Source organism: Ruegeria sp. AM2 (assembly GCF_056540685.1).
Map to the genome: position 1 here is coordinate 84,482 of NZ_JBQFXE010000010.1, position 16,356 is coordinate 100,837.

Below are 16,356 nucleotides of genomic sequence, written 5' to 3' on the forward strand. Positions count from 1 at the left end.
CCGATGATCAGGCTGCAGTGTTTCGCTCCTTTTCACAGAAGCTCTTCAATTTGATGTTCTCTGAAGATCGCGAATCTGGCACCCAGCGGCATTGGATTTGCGCCGCCCGCTACCGCAAACCGATCAAATACCACGGGCGCCATCAAGCATGTCACAAATAATAATGGCCGGCAGAGATTTTGCCGGCCAATGAACTCTTTTGGGTGAGTCTGGTTTCTATTTGAAGACCGGTTTTCGTTTCTCAACAAAAGCCAAGAATGCTTCGCGGAATTCGTCCTGCTGCAACTGATCCCCGAAGTCTTTCAATTCTTCGGTCACCCGGGTCCAGAGATCTCCGGTAAGAGGGCGCCGCAACAGCGCTTTGGTTTTTGCGACCGCATTTGGGGGCTGATCACCAAGCGCGGCCACAGCGCTTGCGACCGTGTTGTCCAGCTCTTCCGGCGCCACGACGCGACTGACAAGCCCGTTTTCCAGCGCCTCCTGCGCCGAGAACATCCGGCCCAGCAAGAGTAACTCGGCCGCTTTGGCCTGTCCCATCAGGCGGGGCACGATGTAGCTGGAGCCTGCTTCGGGGACGAGCCCAAGGTTGACAAAGGGCATCCGGAACACGGTTTCCTCAGCCGCGTAGATCAGATCGCAATGCATCAACATCGTTGTACCGACGCCGATGGCCACACCCTCGACCTGAGCAACAATTGGCTTGGGAAACTTGATGAGTGCTTCCAGAAAGGCCACGACCGGCGGATGATCGCCAGAGGCGGAATTGTGGAAATCACTCACCATATTGCCACTGGTAAAGTCGCCATCCGCACCGCGCAGCCAGACCACACGTATTTCTGGGTCGTTGGCTGCGCTTGTCAGTGCTTCGGCCAGACCCAGATACATCGCGCGGTCGATCGCGTTTTTCTTGCCGGGGTTCGACATTGTCACGCGCAGGGCTGTTCCCAGCTTTTCGGTCATCACACCTGGTTGGGCTGTGTTTTCTTCGGTCATATCAGATACTCCTGCTGGTTGGCGCTGGATTGCCTGCCTGTCAGACGTTGTTGTACGCAGCGAGGCGCTCGCTGATGATCTGATCGGCCTCGGACATGATCCGATCCAGCAGTTCCTGACAGGTCGGAATGTCGTTGATCAGGCCCACAACCATGCCACAGGACCAGGCACCGATATCCATGTCACCATCCTTCATGATGCGCGGGTACACACCGGCTACTTCGTCGATGATGTCCTCGAACTGGATCTCTGCGCCTTTTTCTTTTTCCTTGGCCAGAATCCGTTCGACCGCCGGGTTGGTCATGACTCGTTCGGTGTTGCGCAGTGGGCGCATGACAAGGCGGGTGTCCAGTTCGGTCGCTGCCACAATCGCGTCTTTGACGTTCTGATGCACGGGGGCTTCTTTGGTGGCGACAAAGCGGGTGCCCAGATTGATGCCGGATGCGCCCATCGCCAGCGAGGCTACCAGCGAACGGCCATCGGCCTGACCGCCGGATGCGACAAAGGGGATTTCCAGCTCATCGGCGGCGCGCGGCAGCAAGATCATGTTGGGCACGTCATCCTCGCCCGGATGGCCGCCGCATTCGAACCCGTCAACCGAGACCGCATCGCAGCCGATTTCCTGCGCCTTCAGCGCATGACGGACCGAGGTGCATTTGTGGATCACCTTGATCCCGGCATCCTTGAGATATGGCATAACCTGCGAAGGGTTGCGCCCGGCGGTTTCAACCACGGTGACGCCGCCTTCGATGATCGTCTTGATGATGGCCGGATAGTCCGGCGCATTGACGGTGGGCAGGAAGGTTACGTTGACCGCGATTGGCTTGTCGGTCATGTCCTTGCAGCGCGCGATCTCATTGGCCAGATCGGCGGGTGTTTTCTGGGTCAGTCCGGTGATCGTGCCCAGCCCGCCCGCGTTCGAGACAGCAGCGGCCAGTTCAGCAAAGCCCACATAATGCATCCCGCCCTGCAGGATCGGGCGTTCTATGCCAAAGAGTTCGGTGATTTCGGTTTTCATGGCCGTAGCCTCCGTGATGATTCTGGCGCTGGTTTCGATTTGAATGCGAGAAAACATGTCACTTCGCGCAATGAAAGCGCCTGAAAAATAAACGTTACGTCGAGAGTGACATCGACATGTTCTCGGGGGGATTTGGTGCTTGATGTAACTAGGAGTGTGCCGGTCTTCAGGTGGGAAAGAGCGTCGCGCGACGCTCTTTCCTCAATTAAGTTGGCTCATTTGGTTTCGACCGTTGCCGAAAAAAGATACTCGGCCAAGGCGTCCTGAACCGTCGAAACGTCGGAACGGTTCTTTTCGGGCAAAGTAACCGTTACGTGCATCCCGCGCGCACCGCCATCGGTGACTGTGATTTCGGCGTCTGGCAGTTTGTGTTCACCCTGGATCAGCTCGGCCACAGCACGTCTGGCCGCGTCAAGTCGCAGGCTTGGCTTGTAGATTTTGCCCACCGTGGTCAGCGGAACCTCGTCCACGATGTGGATCTGCTTGGGCCAAGCCGGACGTTCGTCAATATGCGCGTGGGCGTGCTCCTGTAGTTCGTCCATCGTGACCTCAGCCCCTTCGACCAACTGGACGAAACACACGGGCAGCTCTCCGGCATATGCATCGGGTTTGCCAACGGCTGCGGCAATGGCCACGGCGGGATGGTCGGTCAGGACATTTTCGATCATGGCCGGGTCGATGTTGTGACCGCTGCGGATAATCAGATCCTTGGACCGGCCCGCAATGTAAATCCGCCCGTCGGCGTCTTTGTATCCCAGATCGCCCGAGTTCAGGTATCCGCCCTCGAACACGCCCGCATTCTGCGTCGCATCACGATAGCCGGGCGAGACATGCGGGCCTTTGATTGCGATCACGCCGATTTCGCCCACCTCGCAGAGGTCACCTAATGCGCCATCGCCCGTCAGACGCAGAATATCGACCTGCGAATAGGGCAGCGGCCAGCCTACCGAACTGACGGCACCTGTGCCAGACAAGGGATCAATACTGACCAGACCCGAGGCTTCGGTCATGCCCAGAAGTTCAAACAGGGTCGCGCCTGTCACCTCGCGGAAATGCGCCCCAACCGCAGGGGGCAGCAAGGCCGCACCGGTCAGACCAGCGCGTACGCGGCTCAGGTCGTAGCCTTCGGCCGGAACCTGCAGCACCGCACCCAGTGCCGTCGGTACGCCGCCGACCAGTGTCACCTTGTGCTGTTCCACCAGACGCCAGAACCCGGACACAATCGTCGGCGTGCGCAATCCGCCCGGCGACATCACTACAAGCTCGACACCGCACATAAAGGCGCTGAGCCCGGCGGCAATTGTTCCGGCCACATGGAATAGCGGCAGTGTCGCGGTCAGTACGTCGTCGGGACGGTATGCGCACATGGTTGCCCCGCCAAAGGCCGCCACCAGTTGCCCGCGATGGGTATGGGCCACCAGCTTGGGCACGCCCGTTGTGCCGCCCGTATGGAAATAAGCTGCAACGTCATCGCCCGAGCGCGCCGCGCCAAAGGTCAGGTGATCCATAGGCTGCCCCTGGATCGCCTCGGCAAAATCCACTACGCCCTCGACCGGCGGCGTGCCGGGAGGCGCGATGCGCACCAGGATCAGGCCAGGGATCTGGTCGCGGATTTCCAGAGACTTTTCCCAGATATCCAGCTGCGGATGCGGCCCAAGCGTCACAAGAATTTTCGCCTCAGAGGCGCGCAGCAAGTCAACGATGCTTTCCACCTGCAGCAAAAAGTTGATCGGCACGGCATAACCGGCTGTCTCGGCCCCCCAGAGGGTCACATAAGTCTCGATGAGCGAGGGCAGCATATAGGCAACGCCGGGCGCAGGGCCGCCAAGATCGGCAAACATATTGGCCGCGCCTCGGATCAGCCCCAGCAACTGACCATAGGTGACCCGGCGCGCTTGTTCATCTTCGGCACCGGTCATCAACATGGTCAGGGCGGTCTTGTCGGGATAGGAGGCCGCGCTGGCTTCGAACACTTCGAGAATACTGCGTTCAGGCAGGCGTTGATCCAGGGTGAGATCGGATTCCAGACGTTTGATATCCTCAAGGGTTTTAATGGGCTGATCGCTGAAAACGGCCATGATTTGTGCTCCTCCAAAACAATGTGTTTTTCGTAAAACGGCGGCTTGCTGCCGCCGCCGTATCTGTTGGTTGCCGCCCCTGTCGTTGCGACCGGTTCTAGGACACAGTCTGATCATGTCCCCAAACTCCTCAGATAGGGGTCAGATCGGATCACAGGGTAGGCGGGTCGCGCCTAGGGTTTTTTGAAGCGGCGCAGTTGGAAGTTGACCAGCAGTTTGAACATCTTGTTGTCCCACGGCGCGCCGACGAACTGATTGCCGTCCAGCTTGCCCTTGCGCACAACACCCTTGGCTTTCGAGAAGTTCAGGAAGCCTTCCTTGCCGTGGTAATGCCCCATCCCCGACGGGCCAACGCCGCCGAAGGGCATGTCATCAACGGCAACATGGGTGACAACCTCGTTGATGCAGACACCGCCTGAATGGGTCTCGTTCAGGATCTTCTCACCGCGGGCCTTGTCCCAGTCAAAATAATACAGCGCCAGCGGGCGGTCACGGTCATTCACGTAGGCAATGGCGTCGTCCAGCGTGTCATAGGGAATGACCGGCAGGATTGGACCAAAGATTTCTTCCTGCATCACGCGCATATCCTCGGTCACATCCGTGACCAGATGCATCGGCAATTTGCGTGTGCCTTCAAAGCTGTCATTCGACGGGTTGATGGCTGTGACTGTGGCGCCTTTGGCCTTGGCGTCTTCGATATTGTCCACCAGCCGATCACGCTGACGTTCGGTGATGATCGAGGTATAGTCCTTGTTCGCCGCAAGCGTCGGATAGCGGCGTGAGAACGCTTTGACGAAGGCAGCAACAAAAGCGTCAACCTTGCCACGCGGAACCATCACATAGTCAGGCGCAACACAGATCTGCCCTGCGTTCAAACCTTTACCAAAGACGACGCGCTTGGCGGCTTCCTCGATTTCAAAGTCATCATGAATGATGACCGGAGACTTGCCGCCCAATTCCAGCGTCACAGGCGTCAGGTTCTCGGCGGCGGCGCGCATCACGATGCGTCCGACCGGGGTCGAGCCGGTAAAGACCAGATGGTCAAAGGGCAGTTTGGTAAACTCGGTGGCAACATTGACGTCGCCATTGATCACCACGACCTCGTCATCGGTGAAATGCTTGGCGATCATCTCGGTCAGCATCTCGGCGGTTTTGGGTGCAAATTCCGAGGTTTTGATCATCGCCCGGTTGCCTGCAGCCAATGTGCCCACCAGAGGCGACAGGCCAAGAAAGACAGGGAAGTTCCACGGAACCACGATGCCCACCACACCCAGCGGCTGATAATGCACCTTGGCATGTGCCCCCATCAGCATCAGTGGCAGGTGGCGCTTGGACTGACCCATCAGCTTGCGCAGATTCTTGCGGTAATAGCGGATGCCTTCCAGGATCGGCAGAATCTCGGCCAGCATGGTTTCCGCGTGGGCGCGGCCGTTAAAATCCTGATCGACAGCGTCGATGATCTTGTCCTTGTATTCCATTAGCCCGGCGTGCAGGCGACCAAGGCGATCAATCCGTTGATCGTAGGTCGGAGCAGGATCAGCCTTGTAAGCTGCTTGCAACTTGCCAAGCACAGCAGGCAAGTTTTGTCCGGAATTTTCGAGTTCAACGACGTTCTGAACTGACATGACGGTCTCCTATGGGTTTGAAACTTCTGAGAGACGGAACGGATTTCGCAGCTTTATATTATGCGCGCATGCAACGCGAAATGTTCCGTGGGGACAAGAACTTTGCACCTTGGGACAATTGTTTTTGTCCTTTTCCGCCCAGCCTACACCCATACTGGCACATGCACATCGCACGGTGGGGCCGCCGATGGCAACCCCACCGAATGGGCTCAATTCAACGCAGCGATTGTCTCCAATGCGGCCGCTTCCGACGATGCCGGGTTCTGGCCGGTGATCAGCAATCCGTCTTTGACCACATGCGGCATCCAGTCTTCGCCGGACGAGAATGTAGCACCATTGCTCGCCAGCATATCCTGGACAAGGAAGGGAACAATTTCGGTCAACTCGACAGCGGCTTCTTCCGAGTTGGTGAAACCGGTCACCGTCTTGCCGATAACCAGCGGCTGACCGTCAGCACCTTTGACATTCTTCAGAACCCCAGGAGCATGGCAGACCAGCGACACGGGCTTACCAGCCCCATGGAACGCCTCAATCAATGCAATGGACTGCGCGTCTTCGGCCAGATCCCACAGCGGGCCGTGGCCACCGGGATAGAAAACTGCGTCAAACTCTGCGTGGTTAACTTCCGCCAACTTTATCGTGGCCGCCAGTTGGGCCGAGGCCTCAATATCAGCTTCAAACCGGCGTGTGGCGTCAGTTTGAAAACCTTCGTCTGCACTTTTAGGGTCAAGCGGTGGTTGGCCACCCAGCGGTGAAGCCAAAGTTATTTCGGCACCTGCTTCCTTGAAGGCATAGTAAGGCGCGGCCAGTTCCTCGAGCCAGAACCCGGTTTTCATTCCGGTGTCACCAAGTTCGTCGTGCGATGTGAGAACCATCAGGATTTTCATGATCAAGATCCGTAAATGTTGTTTTTCGTTTGCTTCGCACTGCGCTTTTTCAAATCGACAAGAGGAGTGAGTCGGTTTTGGGCAGGCAAGACAAGCTGCACATATCTAACAATAGACCGGTCGTCTAGTATCTATTTTCTCTAAGTAGCTTCCATCCAAAGCGGGATATCAACCTTTTCAATTTGGTGTTGCGTGTCATTCTCAACATGACTAGACTGATCGTCTATAGGCCATGGTCATATGGCTTAAGCAGCAGGCAGGGCGTATGAGCACACGATCGAATATTGTTTCAGCGGGACAGGCCCTGATCAGTCGGAAAGGCTTTAGCGCCGTTGGGCTTGCCGAAATCCTTAAGTCGGCCGGTGTTCCCAAAGGATCATTTTATCACTTTTTCGAGTCCAAGGATGCGTTCGGAGTTGCGCTGCTCGAAGACTACTTCGAAACATATCACGCAGAAATGGACGAAATTTTTGCAAAGCAGGGCCTAACAGCCGCAGAGAAACTCATGCTGTATTTTGCGAACTGGCGTGAGACCCAAGGGCTGGACGATTGTCAGGGACGCTGTCTGGCTGTCAAACTGGGTGCTGAGGTTTCCGACTTCTCGGAGTCTATGCGTTACTCTTTGAAGCACGGCACAGACGGCATAGTTTCTCGTCTGGCTACTGTGGTTGAGGCCGGAAATGCCGACGGATCGCTGCGTTCTGGTCAACCCAGCGGGGATGTCGCCGCCAACCTGTACTTTCTTTGGGTCGGGGCCAGCATCATGGTCAAGATCACGCGCTCGCAAGACGCCTTCGACAAAGCACTTGCCGACACGCGACAGATTTTGAATGATCGCGGTTGGCACGGCAAATCATCAAATGCGGCAGTCGCAATAAATTCTGCCGTATAGCTTTGAGATGAGCGATACTTGATTCCACAGAGAGTCTCATTCCTGTGTATGACGTCCTGATTCAATCGCCTGGATAGTTGAATTCAAACTGCATTTTTTTGTTTGGACGAGATCGACCCAAAAATCCTCGAAGCACTTCGAACTGTTGTGCACATGTCGCATCTGGTTGTTGGGAGCAGCGTTGAACAGCCACCACCAATGGAACTGTTTCGCTTGGGGCTCGGCGCAAAAACACTGCAGGGATACACAGGCGGACAAGCATTGTGTGTTCGATGCCATGAGGGAACGTGCGCAATGTTACGGCGAGAAAAAGGTCCAGACTTCCAGACCCCACCCGCAAGCGGTTCCGTTGCATGGGGCGGCACAACCCGCTCTGCGCGTCGATCTGCGACAATTTGTCAGAAAAAGGCAAGCGAGAGTTTCATGTTGATACGTTAAGTTGGGGTTGAATCAAAACACCGTAATTAGCTCAACCGGCTTTATTTCAGCAAAGCCGCGCAAAATCTCGGAGGTTTTATTAGATGGCATTGAATCGCGTGTCGTTTCTCAGAATCATTGTTGGTCTTACCTTTCTTGGCGTCTTGGGTTTTTTCGTTCTCACCTCTCCTTGGACGTGGGCCATGACTCATCCCGGTCGGACATTGCCGGACCTTGAAGACGCTGATCTTGAAAACGGACGCATCGTGTTTGTGGCCTCGGACTGCGCGACCTGCCACGCGACGCCAGGGCAGGAGGATGACACAGTGCTGGGCGGCGGGCGTGAGTTGGACACGGCGTTTGGCCTGTTTCACATGCCCAATGTCTCGCCAGACAAAGAGCATGGCATTGGGGATTGGACTTTGGCCGAGTTCGACCGGGCCTTGCGCGAAGGTGTTGGGCCGGGCGGCATTATGCCGGATGGTCAGAACCTGTATCCGGCCTTTCCCTACACATCCTATCAGCGCCTGACAGGCGAAGACGTCCGCGATCTCTACGCCTATATGATGACTTTGCCTGTTCAGTCGGTTGCCATCCCGGATCATGAACTCAAGTTCCCGTTCAACATTCGCCGGGGTGTCGGTGTCTGGCGTCTGGCCTTTCTAGACGGCAAGGTTTACGAGCCCGGCCCCGTGCCCGATGGTGTCGATGCCGATGCCTATCACCGGGGTGAATATCTGGTTGAAGGGGCAGGGCATTGTGCCGAATGCCATTCCTCACGCACGCTTGCGGGCAATGTGATCGCAGATGCGCGCTATGGCGGCGGCCCCAACCCCGAGGGTACCGGCTGGTTCCCCAACATCACACCGCATGAGTCCGGCATCGGTTTCTGGTCGCAGGCATCGCTGGCCAATTACCTGCATACCGGCATCAGCCCGGTTGGCCGCACGGCTGGTGGCGATATGGGTGAAGTGATCCAGAACACTTCGCAACTTCCGTTCGAGGACATTCAGGCGATGGCCCTTTACCTGAGCCATGTAGATGAGGTGGACCAATTGGCCCCCGGCATACCCGAGCCGAACTATACCGAAGAAATTGTGATGCTGGAAAACGCGGTTCAGACCGCGCCACAATTCCCGCTGTCCGAGCCCGGATCGCTGTCCGCCAACACGTCAGCCACTGTCGTTGAGACCAAGAACATCTGGCTTGTCCCAGACGGTATCGACGGGGGGATGATTGAGCAGGGCAAGCTGCTGGGTGGCGCCGATGTCGCGCTTGTTTCAGTTGAAGGTGATCGAGCCCAATTCGAACTGACCGGGTGGCAACTAGAGGAAGCGCCCTCGATCATCTATCAGGAAAAGGGACAGCGGGTTCTGATGGCTGTTCTGTCGGATGACGCCGCTGCCGCGGTGACATCCGGAACCCCCGAACTCGACCCTGACACCGAACAAAGCTGGGTGCCGGTTGAACTTGAAGTTTGGTCGGATACGGCGGGCCTGAACACGGACCGCGGCGCGGTGTGGGACTATAGCAGCGACACGTATCAACGGGCATGCTCTGCCTGTCATGTATTGCCGCAAAAGACACATTTCACCGCGAACCAGTGGATTGGCACGCTGAAATCCATGCGCCGCTTCACCTCGTTCACCGATGACGAATACCGTCTGATCTTGGCCTATCTTCAGAACCATTCAAAGGATCTGAACGAAGGAGACGGGGATCACGGATGACCGATACCCGATTTGGCCTTGCGGTGACGGCCGATTGGCTGGCCGTTCAGTTTCTGACGCCTCCGGGTGCGGATCGTGTGACTGCGCTTTGCTCAGACGAGGGGCAGGCGGTTCTGACGCAGATTGGCGACGAAATCGGATGTCCGTCGGCAATGCGCCATGTGAAAGATGCAATGTCATCGCAGGATGAAACTGATATGTGCGCCGCGCTGCAGCAACGCTATGTCATGTTGTTCGAAGGTGTGTCGCGCCGCCATTACCTGCCGCCTTATGCCAGCCTGTGGGACGGCACAGGACGGCTGTGCGGTCCTGCCACAGGGCGCATGCAGCGCATTTTGCGCGCGCTGGATGTACATGTGGCACAGAACGGAAATCAGCCCACCGACCATCTGGGTATTCAACTGGCCGCTTTGGCCGAAGCATTGCGGCAACGGCGGGATGACATGGCAGAGTATCTGCTGGATGAACTGACCTGGGTTGATCGCTTTGGCCCAGCCCTGATCCAGGCGGATGGCGCGGGGTTCTACGCCGGTCTCGCACACCTGCTTTCAGCATTTCTTGACACAGTGGCGCTGGACTGCGGGCGGGATCGCCCGCGGATTTTGGCGACTGTTTGACGAAAGGACAGACGATGAGTTCGAAGCCTCAGATCAAGCACCAAAGCGCGCCATTTTCCCGCCGCGGTTTCATGAAAGGGTCGACAGCCGCAGCGCTTGGCCTTTCGGGCCTGCCGGTTCTGGCCCGCGGTGCTCTGGCCGATACCGGCCAGCAGGGGATTGTGTCCGGCTGCCACTGGGGTGTCTTCCGGGGCATGGTCGAAGATGGCCGCGCCGTCGAGTTCAAACCGTGGGAAGATGACCCTCACCCCTCGCCACAGCTGCCCGGCGTGATGGATTCGATGTATTCCGAATCCCGTATCCGCTATCCTATGGTGCGCCGCGCCTGGCTGGAAGGCGGCCCCGGCAGCGACCCGGACGGGCGCGGATCGGGCGATTTTGTTCGCGTCACCTGGGACGAAGCGATTGAGCTGGTCGCCAATGAGATCACCCGCGTGCGCAGCGACTACGGGCAGGAGGCCCTGTTTGCAGGGTCCTATGGCTGGAAGAGCCCCGGCAAGCTCCACAATTGCCAGACGTTGCTGCGGCGGATGTTGAACCTGACCGGCAGCTACACCAACAGTTCCGGGGATTATTCAACCGGCGCGGCGCAGGTGATTTTGCCCTATGTCTCAGGCTCGCTTGAGGTGTATGAGCAATGCACAAGCTGGAAGAACCTGTCGGAAAACACCGAACTGATGGTGTTCTGGGGCTGTAACCCGCTGAACAACTCTCAGATATCCTGGCAGGTGGCCGATCACGGCGCGTGGCCGGGTGTGGCGATGATGAAAGCGGCAGGCACGCCGGTTCTTTGCATCGACCCTGTGCGCACAGAAACTTGTCAGGAGCTGAACGGCGAATGGATCGCGCCGCGCCCGCAGACCGATGTGGCGATGATGCTGGGCATCGCACATACGCTTTATACCGAAGGCCTGCACGATCAAGAATTCCTGGACCGTTACACAACCGGATTCGACAAGTTCCTGCCTTATCTGCTGGGCGACAGCGACGGGACGCCGAAAACAGCCGATTGGGCGGCTGAGATTTGTGGTCTGCCCGCCGATACCCTGCGTGATCTGGCCCGGCGCTTTGCGTCCAACCGGACCATGCTGGCGCTTGGCTATTCCACACAGCGACAGCACCACGGGGAACAGATCCACTGGACGCTGATCACACTGGCCTCGATGCTGGGTCAGATCGGCCTGCCCGGCGGCGGCTATGGGCTGAGCTATCACTATTCTTCGGGCGGTGCGCCCACCCATACGACGCCGATCCTAAAGGCTATCGACGATGCCTCGGGTCAGGCCAACGATGGTGCCGCGTGGCTGGCGCAGAGCGGGGCCGTGTCCATCCCCGTGTCTCGCCTGGTCGAGACGCTGCTGAACCCCGGCAAGACGATGCAGTTCAATGGCCACGAGATTGTATTGCCGCAGATCAAGATGGCCTATTGGGCAGGCGGCAACCCGTTCTCGCACCAGCAGGATCGCAACGAGATGCTGCGCGCCTGGCGGCAGCTGGACACGTTTGTGGTGCAGGATTTCCAGTGGACGGCCTCGGCGCGGCACGCCGATATCGTGCTGCCGGCCACCACATCCTATGAGCGCAACGACATCGAACAGGTCGGTGATTATGCGCTCAGCCATATCGTGCCGATGAAAAAGATCGTCGATCCGCTGTTTGAATCCCGAACCGATTTCGACATCTTCGCCGCCATCGCAGACAAGCTGGGCAAGGGGTACGAGTTTACCCAGGGCCGGACCGAGATGGACTGGATTCAGGGCCTCTATGAGGCGGCCAAGATCGAATCCCGCGCCAAGGGTATGGAAATGCCGGTGTTCGATGTGTTCTGGAACAGCAACAGACCGTTGGCCTTCCCGGTTACAGAGGCGGCAGAAGAGTTCGTGCGCCACGCCGATTTCCGCGCCGACCCTCTGTTGAACGCGCTTGGGACGGCGTCGGGCAAGTTCGAATTGTACTCGCGCACGATCGAGAAATACGACTACGATGATTGCCCGCCCCATGCCACATGGATCGAACCGCTGGAGCGCCTGGGCGGACCGGACACCACCTATCCGCTGCATGTCGCATCGAACCACCCGCAGATGCGACTACACTCGCAACTTTGCGGCACCGTCAATCGCCTGACCTATGAGATCGCCGGACATGAACCCTGCTGGATGAACCCAGGCGATGCCGCGGCGCGGGGCATTTCAGACGGTGATGTGGTACGCGTCTTCAATGATCGCGGACAGTTGCTGGCCGGTGTGTTGATCACCGAAGAGATCATGCCCGGCGTCATCCGGATTAACGAAGGTGGTTGGTTCGACCCGCTGAACCCGCGCGAGATCGGCAGCCTGTGTGTCTATGGGGACGTGAACACCCTGACGACCGGGCTGTCCACATCAAGACTTGCGCAGGGCAATTGCGGGCATACCGGCATGGCCGAGGTTGAACTGTATGATGGCCCAACACCTGAAATCCGCGTGTTCAGCCAGCCTGTTTGAAGGGACCAACTATCCGGCTGACCAAGAAAATCCGACAAACAGAAAACAACACATCCACGGATCGCAACTCCGCATTCGATATGCAGGATGTGGAGCTTATGCTGGCCGTTTTCATTTGAGCGAGAGAATCCGTGCAATAGTTGCTGTGCCATGTCAGATTTCAAAACAAGGGGTTCCTCTCATCCATATTGACGGTGCCCGTCGGATAAGGGCTGCATCGAAATTCTTCTCCAAATTGTCGAAGCAGAATGGGCCGGTTGCTAAGGCTTATGGTTGCGCTATGACGCGGTGGTTCTGTCTACCGAAGATTTTGACCGGGTCAGGGTCGATGTAGCGCCCGATCACGTGCTCAATTTCTTCCGATTTTGGGTGTTCATCGGCAGAAACCGCCAGGGGGTACCTCAATTCAGTCCTATTTGTTGCGGGTTGAACCAACCAATATTGACCGAACTCAACGAACTTCAAAGCTGTTCAAGGCATGCCAGAATGCATCAAGTGCATCGGACCGGTTATCCATTTTTCTCGCGGCGCAAATATTCCAGGGTAGTGGGGAAACCATTTTGACTTCCTTCACTTCCTTAGCTCTCAGGAGCTCGTGGAAATCTTCTTTCATCGCCCCAACAATCACATCCGGTTCGGACAACAGGCTGGCCAGAAAAGCAAAATCGTCGCTTTCAATCTTAGGCTGTTTTCCCACCAGATTGACTGCCTCTTGACCCCCGCCAAGTGCTTCAACAAGTTTCGCCTTCCAATGTTTGTGCAGATAAGGCGAAGCGAACGTATGCGCGAGGATATCCGCAATTGAGCACGGCCCCTTTTTATGGATTGGGTGAGATGGATGGGCGAGGAACGAAACGCTCTGTTTTTCCATGACCTTAAGTTCCACACCCTCGGCGCTTGGCGTATATGTCAGGTCGCCAACAAAAACGTCGAATGCTCCGCTTTGCAAAAGGTCCAATGGTCGGCCATAGGCGCTGACCAAGACCTTGAAACGCAAATCAGGAAACGACTTGCGAACAGATTTCAGAACAGGAGCAATGATCGTTCGTGTCGTGAGCGGTCCACATCCGATCAACAGGGTTTTAACGCCGTTGTCACGTATGGCTGTAACCCGGGTGCTGAAGCGGTCCAATTCCTGTCGTAAGTGCTGCGCGTGGGGCAAAAATTCTTGTCCCATGCGGGTGAGGGAACTGTTGTTCCGGCTCCTGTGAAACAGTGCAAAGCCCGCGTTCTCTTCTGCCTGAGCGATGTAACGCGAGAAAGATGCGGTGGATACGCCCAAATCCTTCGCCGCCTGTTGAAAGCTGCCTGTTTTTGCCAAAGCCAAAAAAGCAGTCAGTGCGTTTTCATTGAGCATGGCTCATCCCGGTTGCAAAAATTGATACTTAGAAATCACAAACTGAAACTGTCATCCAGCGCTGTTGTGTCATCCAAGGTGTAACCCTTAGAGGAAATTGAATACTTTCGTTTCCCGTTTATCCCCAACTGTACTGAGGACACAATGAAACCCATTCGATCTTTATTGGTATCGGCCGCTTTTGCTGCCGCAATTGCCGGTGTTTCACCGGCTTGGGCTGACGCCGAGAGACCAAATATCTTGTTCATCATGGCGGATGACGTTGGGTGGGCAAGCCTGGGCAGCTATCATCAGGGTGTCAAAAGCATCCAGACGCCCAACCTTGATCAGCTGGCATCCGAAGGGATGCGCATGACCGATTATTACGCGCAACCCAGCTGCACCGCCGGGCGATCCGCCTTTATTACGGGACAATATCCGGTGCGTACTGGCATGCACACGGTCGGGCTGCCGGGAGATGACGAAAAAGGTCTAAGCGAAGATGACCCGACATTGGCCAACATGTTGAAGTCTCTTGGCTATACGACCGGGCAATTTGGCAAAAACCACTTGGGCGATATGAATAAATTCCTGCCTACGGTCAAAGGGTTCGATGAATATTGGGGGTGGCTATACCACCTCAACGCGATGGAATACACGTCAGACCCTGACTGGCCGGATGACCCGGAATTCAATAACACATTCGGGCCGCGCAACATCATTCACGCCTATGCGACGGACACTGTCGATGAAACCGTTGACCCACGGTGGGGTCTGGTGGGCAAGCAGCGCATCGTGGATGACGGACCCGCCCCGCCTGAGCGTCAAAAGACACTGGATGACGAAGTCACAGCCCATACGATTGATTTCATCGACCGCGCTGTAGAAAGTGAAGCGCCCTTTTTTGTCTGGATGGCACCAGCCCGCGCCCATGTCTGGACCCATCTGAGCCCGGAATACGAGGCGATGTTGGGCGACGGTCGTGGCCTGCAGGATGTGGTCATGAAAGAACTGGACGACAATGTGGGTAAGGTTCTGGGTCACCTCGACACATTGGGCGTAGCCGACAATACAATCGTGGTATTTACCTCGGACAATGGCCCCGAAACGATGACGTGGCCTGACGGTGGAACGACTCCTTTCCACGGTGAAAAGGGCACGACTTGGGAAGGTGGTTTCCGCGTTCCCGCGATTATCCGCTGGCCGGGCAAAGTTCCTGAAGGGGTCGTAAGCAACGGTATTTTTGCTGGCCTCGACTGGATGCCGACACTGGTGGCCGCCGCTGGCGGGCCGGACAATCTGCCGAAGGCAATGATCGATGGTTATGAGGGGTATCAAGTCCACCTTGACGGTTACAATCAGGTGTCTTTCCTAACTGGCGAAACGGACAGCAATCGCAAGGAAATCATCTACTACGAGGGTCAGGACCTGCAGGCCGTGCGATATGGCGATTGGAAAGCGCATTTCACCGTCCAGACAGAAGGCTGGTCCGGGCCGAAAGAAGAGCTGAACGCGCCACTTCTGTTCAACCTGCGTCGCGATCCTTACGAAAAAGCAGCCGAAGAATCAGGCATGTACACCCGCTGGATGGGCAACAAGATGTGGGCCTTTGGTCCGGCTGCTGCACTGGTACAGCGCCATCTGGCCACCTTTGCCGAGTTCCCGCCTCGTGGCTCGCAGATTACCAACCAGAGGCATGTCGAAGAACAGGTTTCGTCAGAAGGTGGTATGTCACAGTAACGCAGTACCGTTGGCAAGGCGGTCGCCCCGCCTTGCCCCGCGATCCATGGTGCAAGGTTCTCAGGTAAACCGGCACGCGCAATGCGATTTCAGACTGTTTCACCTGCCTCCTACCCCCAAACGCAAAGGACTTTGATGCAAAATGCCAATCACACTGACGCGTGAAAGGGTTTTCCTGTTGGTCGCATCAATTGGATTGCTCCCGATTGCCTTAAGCTATGGCGCGAACCCACAGCTTGTTTTACCCGCGCTTTATGGTTTTGATGTTTCGACCATCAACCTGACCCATATTTTCCGCGCGATCATGGGTCTGTATCTTGCCCTGATCGCCTTTTGGATTACCGGAGCACTGAAGCCGTCGCTCGCCGGCCCGGCGTTGTGGAGTTTGGTCGTGTTCATGCTGGGGCTTGCTGCGGGGCGCTTCATCAGCCTCGTGCTGGATGGCGTGCCGCATTGGTTGCTGAGTACATTTCTGGTACTGGAAATCTGTTTCGGGCTGTGCGGCGCATGGTTGCTTGCGATCCGGAAATCAGAATGAGT

The 16,356-nt window shown here is 56.8% G+C and carries 12 protein-coding genes; 6 read left to right on the forward strand and 6 right to left on the reverse strand.

All coding sequences use genetic code 11. From position 1 onward, the window contains the following. Positions 1 to 216: 216 nt before the first annotated feature. The 5 genes from ACR0CR_RS16495 to ACR0CR_RS16515 form a co-directional block, all read right to left on the reverse strand. Positions 217 to 993: an enoyl-CoA hydratase gene (locus tag ACR0CR_RS16495; protein ID WP_480601133.1), complete on the reverse strand. Its 777-nt coding sequence runs from the start codon at positions 991 to 993 to the stop codon at positions 217 to 219. A 40-nt stretch (positions 994 to 1,033) separates the two neighbouring features. Then, the gene (locus tag ACR0CR_RS16500) at positions 1,034 to 2,011 is read right to left on the reverse strand and encodes an NAD(P)H-dependent flavin oxidoreductase (protein ID WP_480601135.1); all 978 of its coding nucleotides are present in this window, start codon (positions 2,009 to 2,011) and stop codon (positions 1,034 to 1,036) included. A 215-nt stretch (positions 2,012 to 2,226) separates the two neighbouring features. Beyond that, positions 2,227 to 4,089, reverse strand: coding sequence for an AMP-binding protein (locus tag ACR0CR_RS16505; RefSeq protein ID WP_480601137.1), 1,863 nt, complete (start codon positions 4,087 to 4,089; stop codon positions 2,227 to 2,229). A gap of 173 nt (positions 4,090 to 4,262) precedes the next feature. After that, complete coding sequence (locus ACR0CR_RS16510) at positions 4,263 to 5,714, reverse strand: coniferyl aldehyde dehydrogenase (RefSeq protein WP_480601138.1); 1,452 nt, start codon at positions 5,712 to 5,714, stop codon at positions 4,263 to 4,265. A gap of 209 nt (positions 5,715 to 5,923) precedes the next feature. Beyond that, on the reverse strand, positions 5,924 to 6,601 hold the full coding sequence (locus ACR0CR_RS16515) for a type 1 glutamine amidotransferase domain-containing protein (protein ID WP_480601140.1): 678 nt from the start codon (positions 6,599 to 6,601) through the stop codon (positions 5,924 to 5,926). Between the two features lie 265 nt (positions 6,602 to 6,866). On the opposite strand from ACR0CR_RS16515, the gene ACR0CR_RS16520 reads away from it, so the two are divergent. The 4 genes from ACR0CR_RS16520 to torA all read left to right on the forward strand — a co-directional run bounded on the left by ACR0CR_RS16520 (position 6,867) and on the right by torA (position 12,740). Further along, positions 6,867 to 7,493 carry a TetR/AcrR family transcriptional regulator gene (locus ACR0CR_RS16520; RefSeq protein WP_480601142.1) on the forward strand — a complete coding sequence of 209 codons (627 nt, stop codon included), beginning with the start codon at positions 6,867 to 6,869 and terminating at the stop codon, positions 7,491 to 7,493. Positions 7,494 to 8,113: 620 nt separating this feature from the next. Continuing rightward, on the forward strand, positions 8,114 to 9,640 hold the full coding sequence (locus tag ACR0CR_RS16525) for a c-type cytochrome (RefSeq protein WP_480601144.1): 1,527 nt from the start codon (positions 8,114 to 8,116) through the stop codon (positions 9,638 to 9,640). Continuing rightward, positions 9,637 to 10,257 (forward strand): TorD/DmsD family molecular chaperone, encoded by a 621-nt coding sequence (locus ACR0CR_RS16530; RefSeq protein ID WP_480601147.1) that lies wholly within the window; start codon positions 9,637 to 9,639, stop codon positions 10,255 to 10,257. Before ACR0CR_RS16525 ends, ACR0CR_RS16530 begins: the two co-directional genes overlap by 4 nt. 14 nt (positions 10,258 to 10,271) lie before the next feature. Further along, positions 10,272 to 12,740 (forward strand): trimethylamine-N-oxide reductase TorA, encoded by a 2,469-nt coding sequence (gene torA / locus ACR0CR_RS16535; RefSeq protein WP_480601150.1) that lies wholly within the window; start codon positions 10,272 to 10,274, stop codon positions 12,738 to 12,740. Between the two features lie 451 nt (positions 12,741 to 13,191). Here torA and ACR0CR_RS16540 read toward each other — a convergent pair whose 3' ends face one another. Beyond that, positions 13,192 to 14,097, reverse strand: a complete 906-nt coding sequence (locus ACR0CR_RS16540) for a LysR family transcriptional regulator (protein ID WP_480601153.1) — start codon at positions 14,095 to 14,097, stop codon at positions 13,192 to 13,194. A 144-nt stretch (positions 14,098 to 14,241) separates the two neighbouring features. Here ACR0CR_RS16540 and ACR0CR_RS16545 point away from each other — a divergent pair, with 144 nt between their 5' ends. Further along, on the forward strand, positions 14,242 to 15,816 hold the full coding sequence (locus tag ACR0CR_RS16545) for an arylsulfatase (protein WP_480601156.1): 1,575 nt from the start codon (positions 14,242 to 14,244) through the stop codon (positions 15,814 to 15,816). Between the two features lie 142 nt (positions 15,817 to 15,958). Further along, positions 15,959 to 16,354 carry a DUF4345 domain-containing protein gene (locus ACR0CR_RS16550; protein WP_480601158.1) on the forward strand — a complete coding sequence of 132 codons (396 nt, stop codon included), beginning with the start codon at positions 15,959 to 15,961 and terminating at the stop codon, positions 16,352 to 16,354. Positions 16,355 to 16,356 lie beyond the last annotated feature (2 nt).

Excerpts from the sequence above, each read along its gene's own strand:
- ACR0CR_RS16495 (WP_480601133.1), bottom strand. The coding sequence starts at position 993 with ATGACCGAAGAAAACACAGCCCAACCAGGTGTGATGACCGAAAAGCTG.
- ACR0CR_RS16500 (WP_480601135.1), bottom strand. The coding sequence starts at position 2,011 with ATGAAAACCGAAATCACCGAACTCTTTGGCATAGAACGCCCGATCCTG.
- ACR0CR_RS16505 (WP_480601137.1), bottom strand. The coding sequence starts at position 4,089 with ATGGCCGTTTTCAGCGATCAGCCCATTAAAACCCTTGAGGATATCAAA.
- ACR0CR_RS16510 (WP_480601138.1), bottom strand. The coding sequence starts at position 5,714 with ATGTCAGTTCAGAACGTCGTTGAACTCGAAAATTCCGGACAAAACTTG.
- ACR0CR_RS16515 (WP_480601140.1), bottom strand. The coding sequence starts at position 6,601 with ATGAAAATCCTGATGGTTCTCACATCGCACGACGAACTTGGTGACACC.
- ACR0CR_RS16520 (WP_480601142.1), top strand. The coding sequence starts at position 6,867 with ATGAGCACACGATCGAATATTGTTTCAGCGGGACAGGCCCTGATCAGT.
- ACR0CR_RS16525 (WP_480601144.1), top strand. The coding sequence starts at position 8,114 with ATGACTCATCCCGGTCGGACATTGCCGGACCTTGAAGACGCTGATCTT.
- ACR0CR_RS16530 (WP_480601147.1), top strand. The coding sequence starts at position 9,637 with ATGACCGATACCCGATTTGGCCTTGCGGTGACGGCCGATTGGCTGGCC.
- torA (WP_480601150.1), top strand. The coding sequence starts at position 10,272 with ATGAGTTCGAAGCCTCAGATCAAGCACCAAAGCGCGCCATTTTCCCGC.
- ACR0CR_RS16540 (WP_480601153.1), bottom strand. The coding sequence starts at position 14,097 with ATGCTCAATGAAAACGCACTGACTGCTTTTTTGGCTTTGGCAAAAACA.
- ACR0CR_RS16545 (WP_480601156.1), top strand. The coding sequence starts at position 14,242 with ATGAAACCCATTCGATCTTTATTGGTATCGGCCGCTTTTGCTGCCGCA.
- ACR0CR_RS16550 (WP_480601158.1), top strand. The coding sequence starts at position 15,959 with ATGCCAATCACACTGACGCGTGAAAGGGTTTTCCTGTTGGTCGCATCA.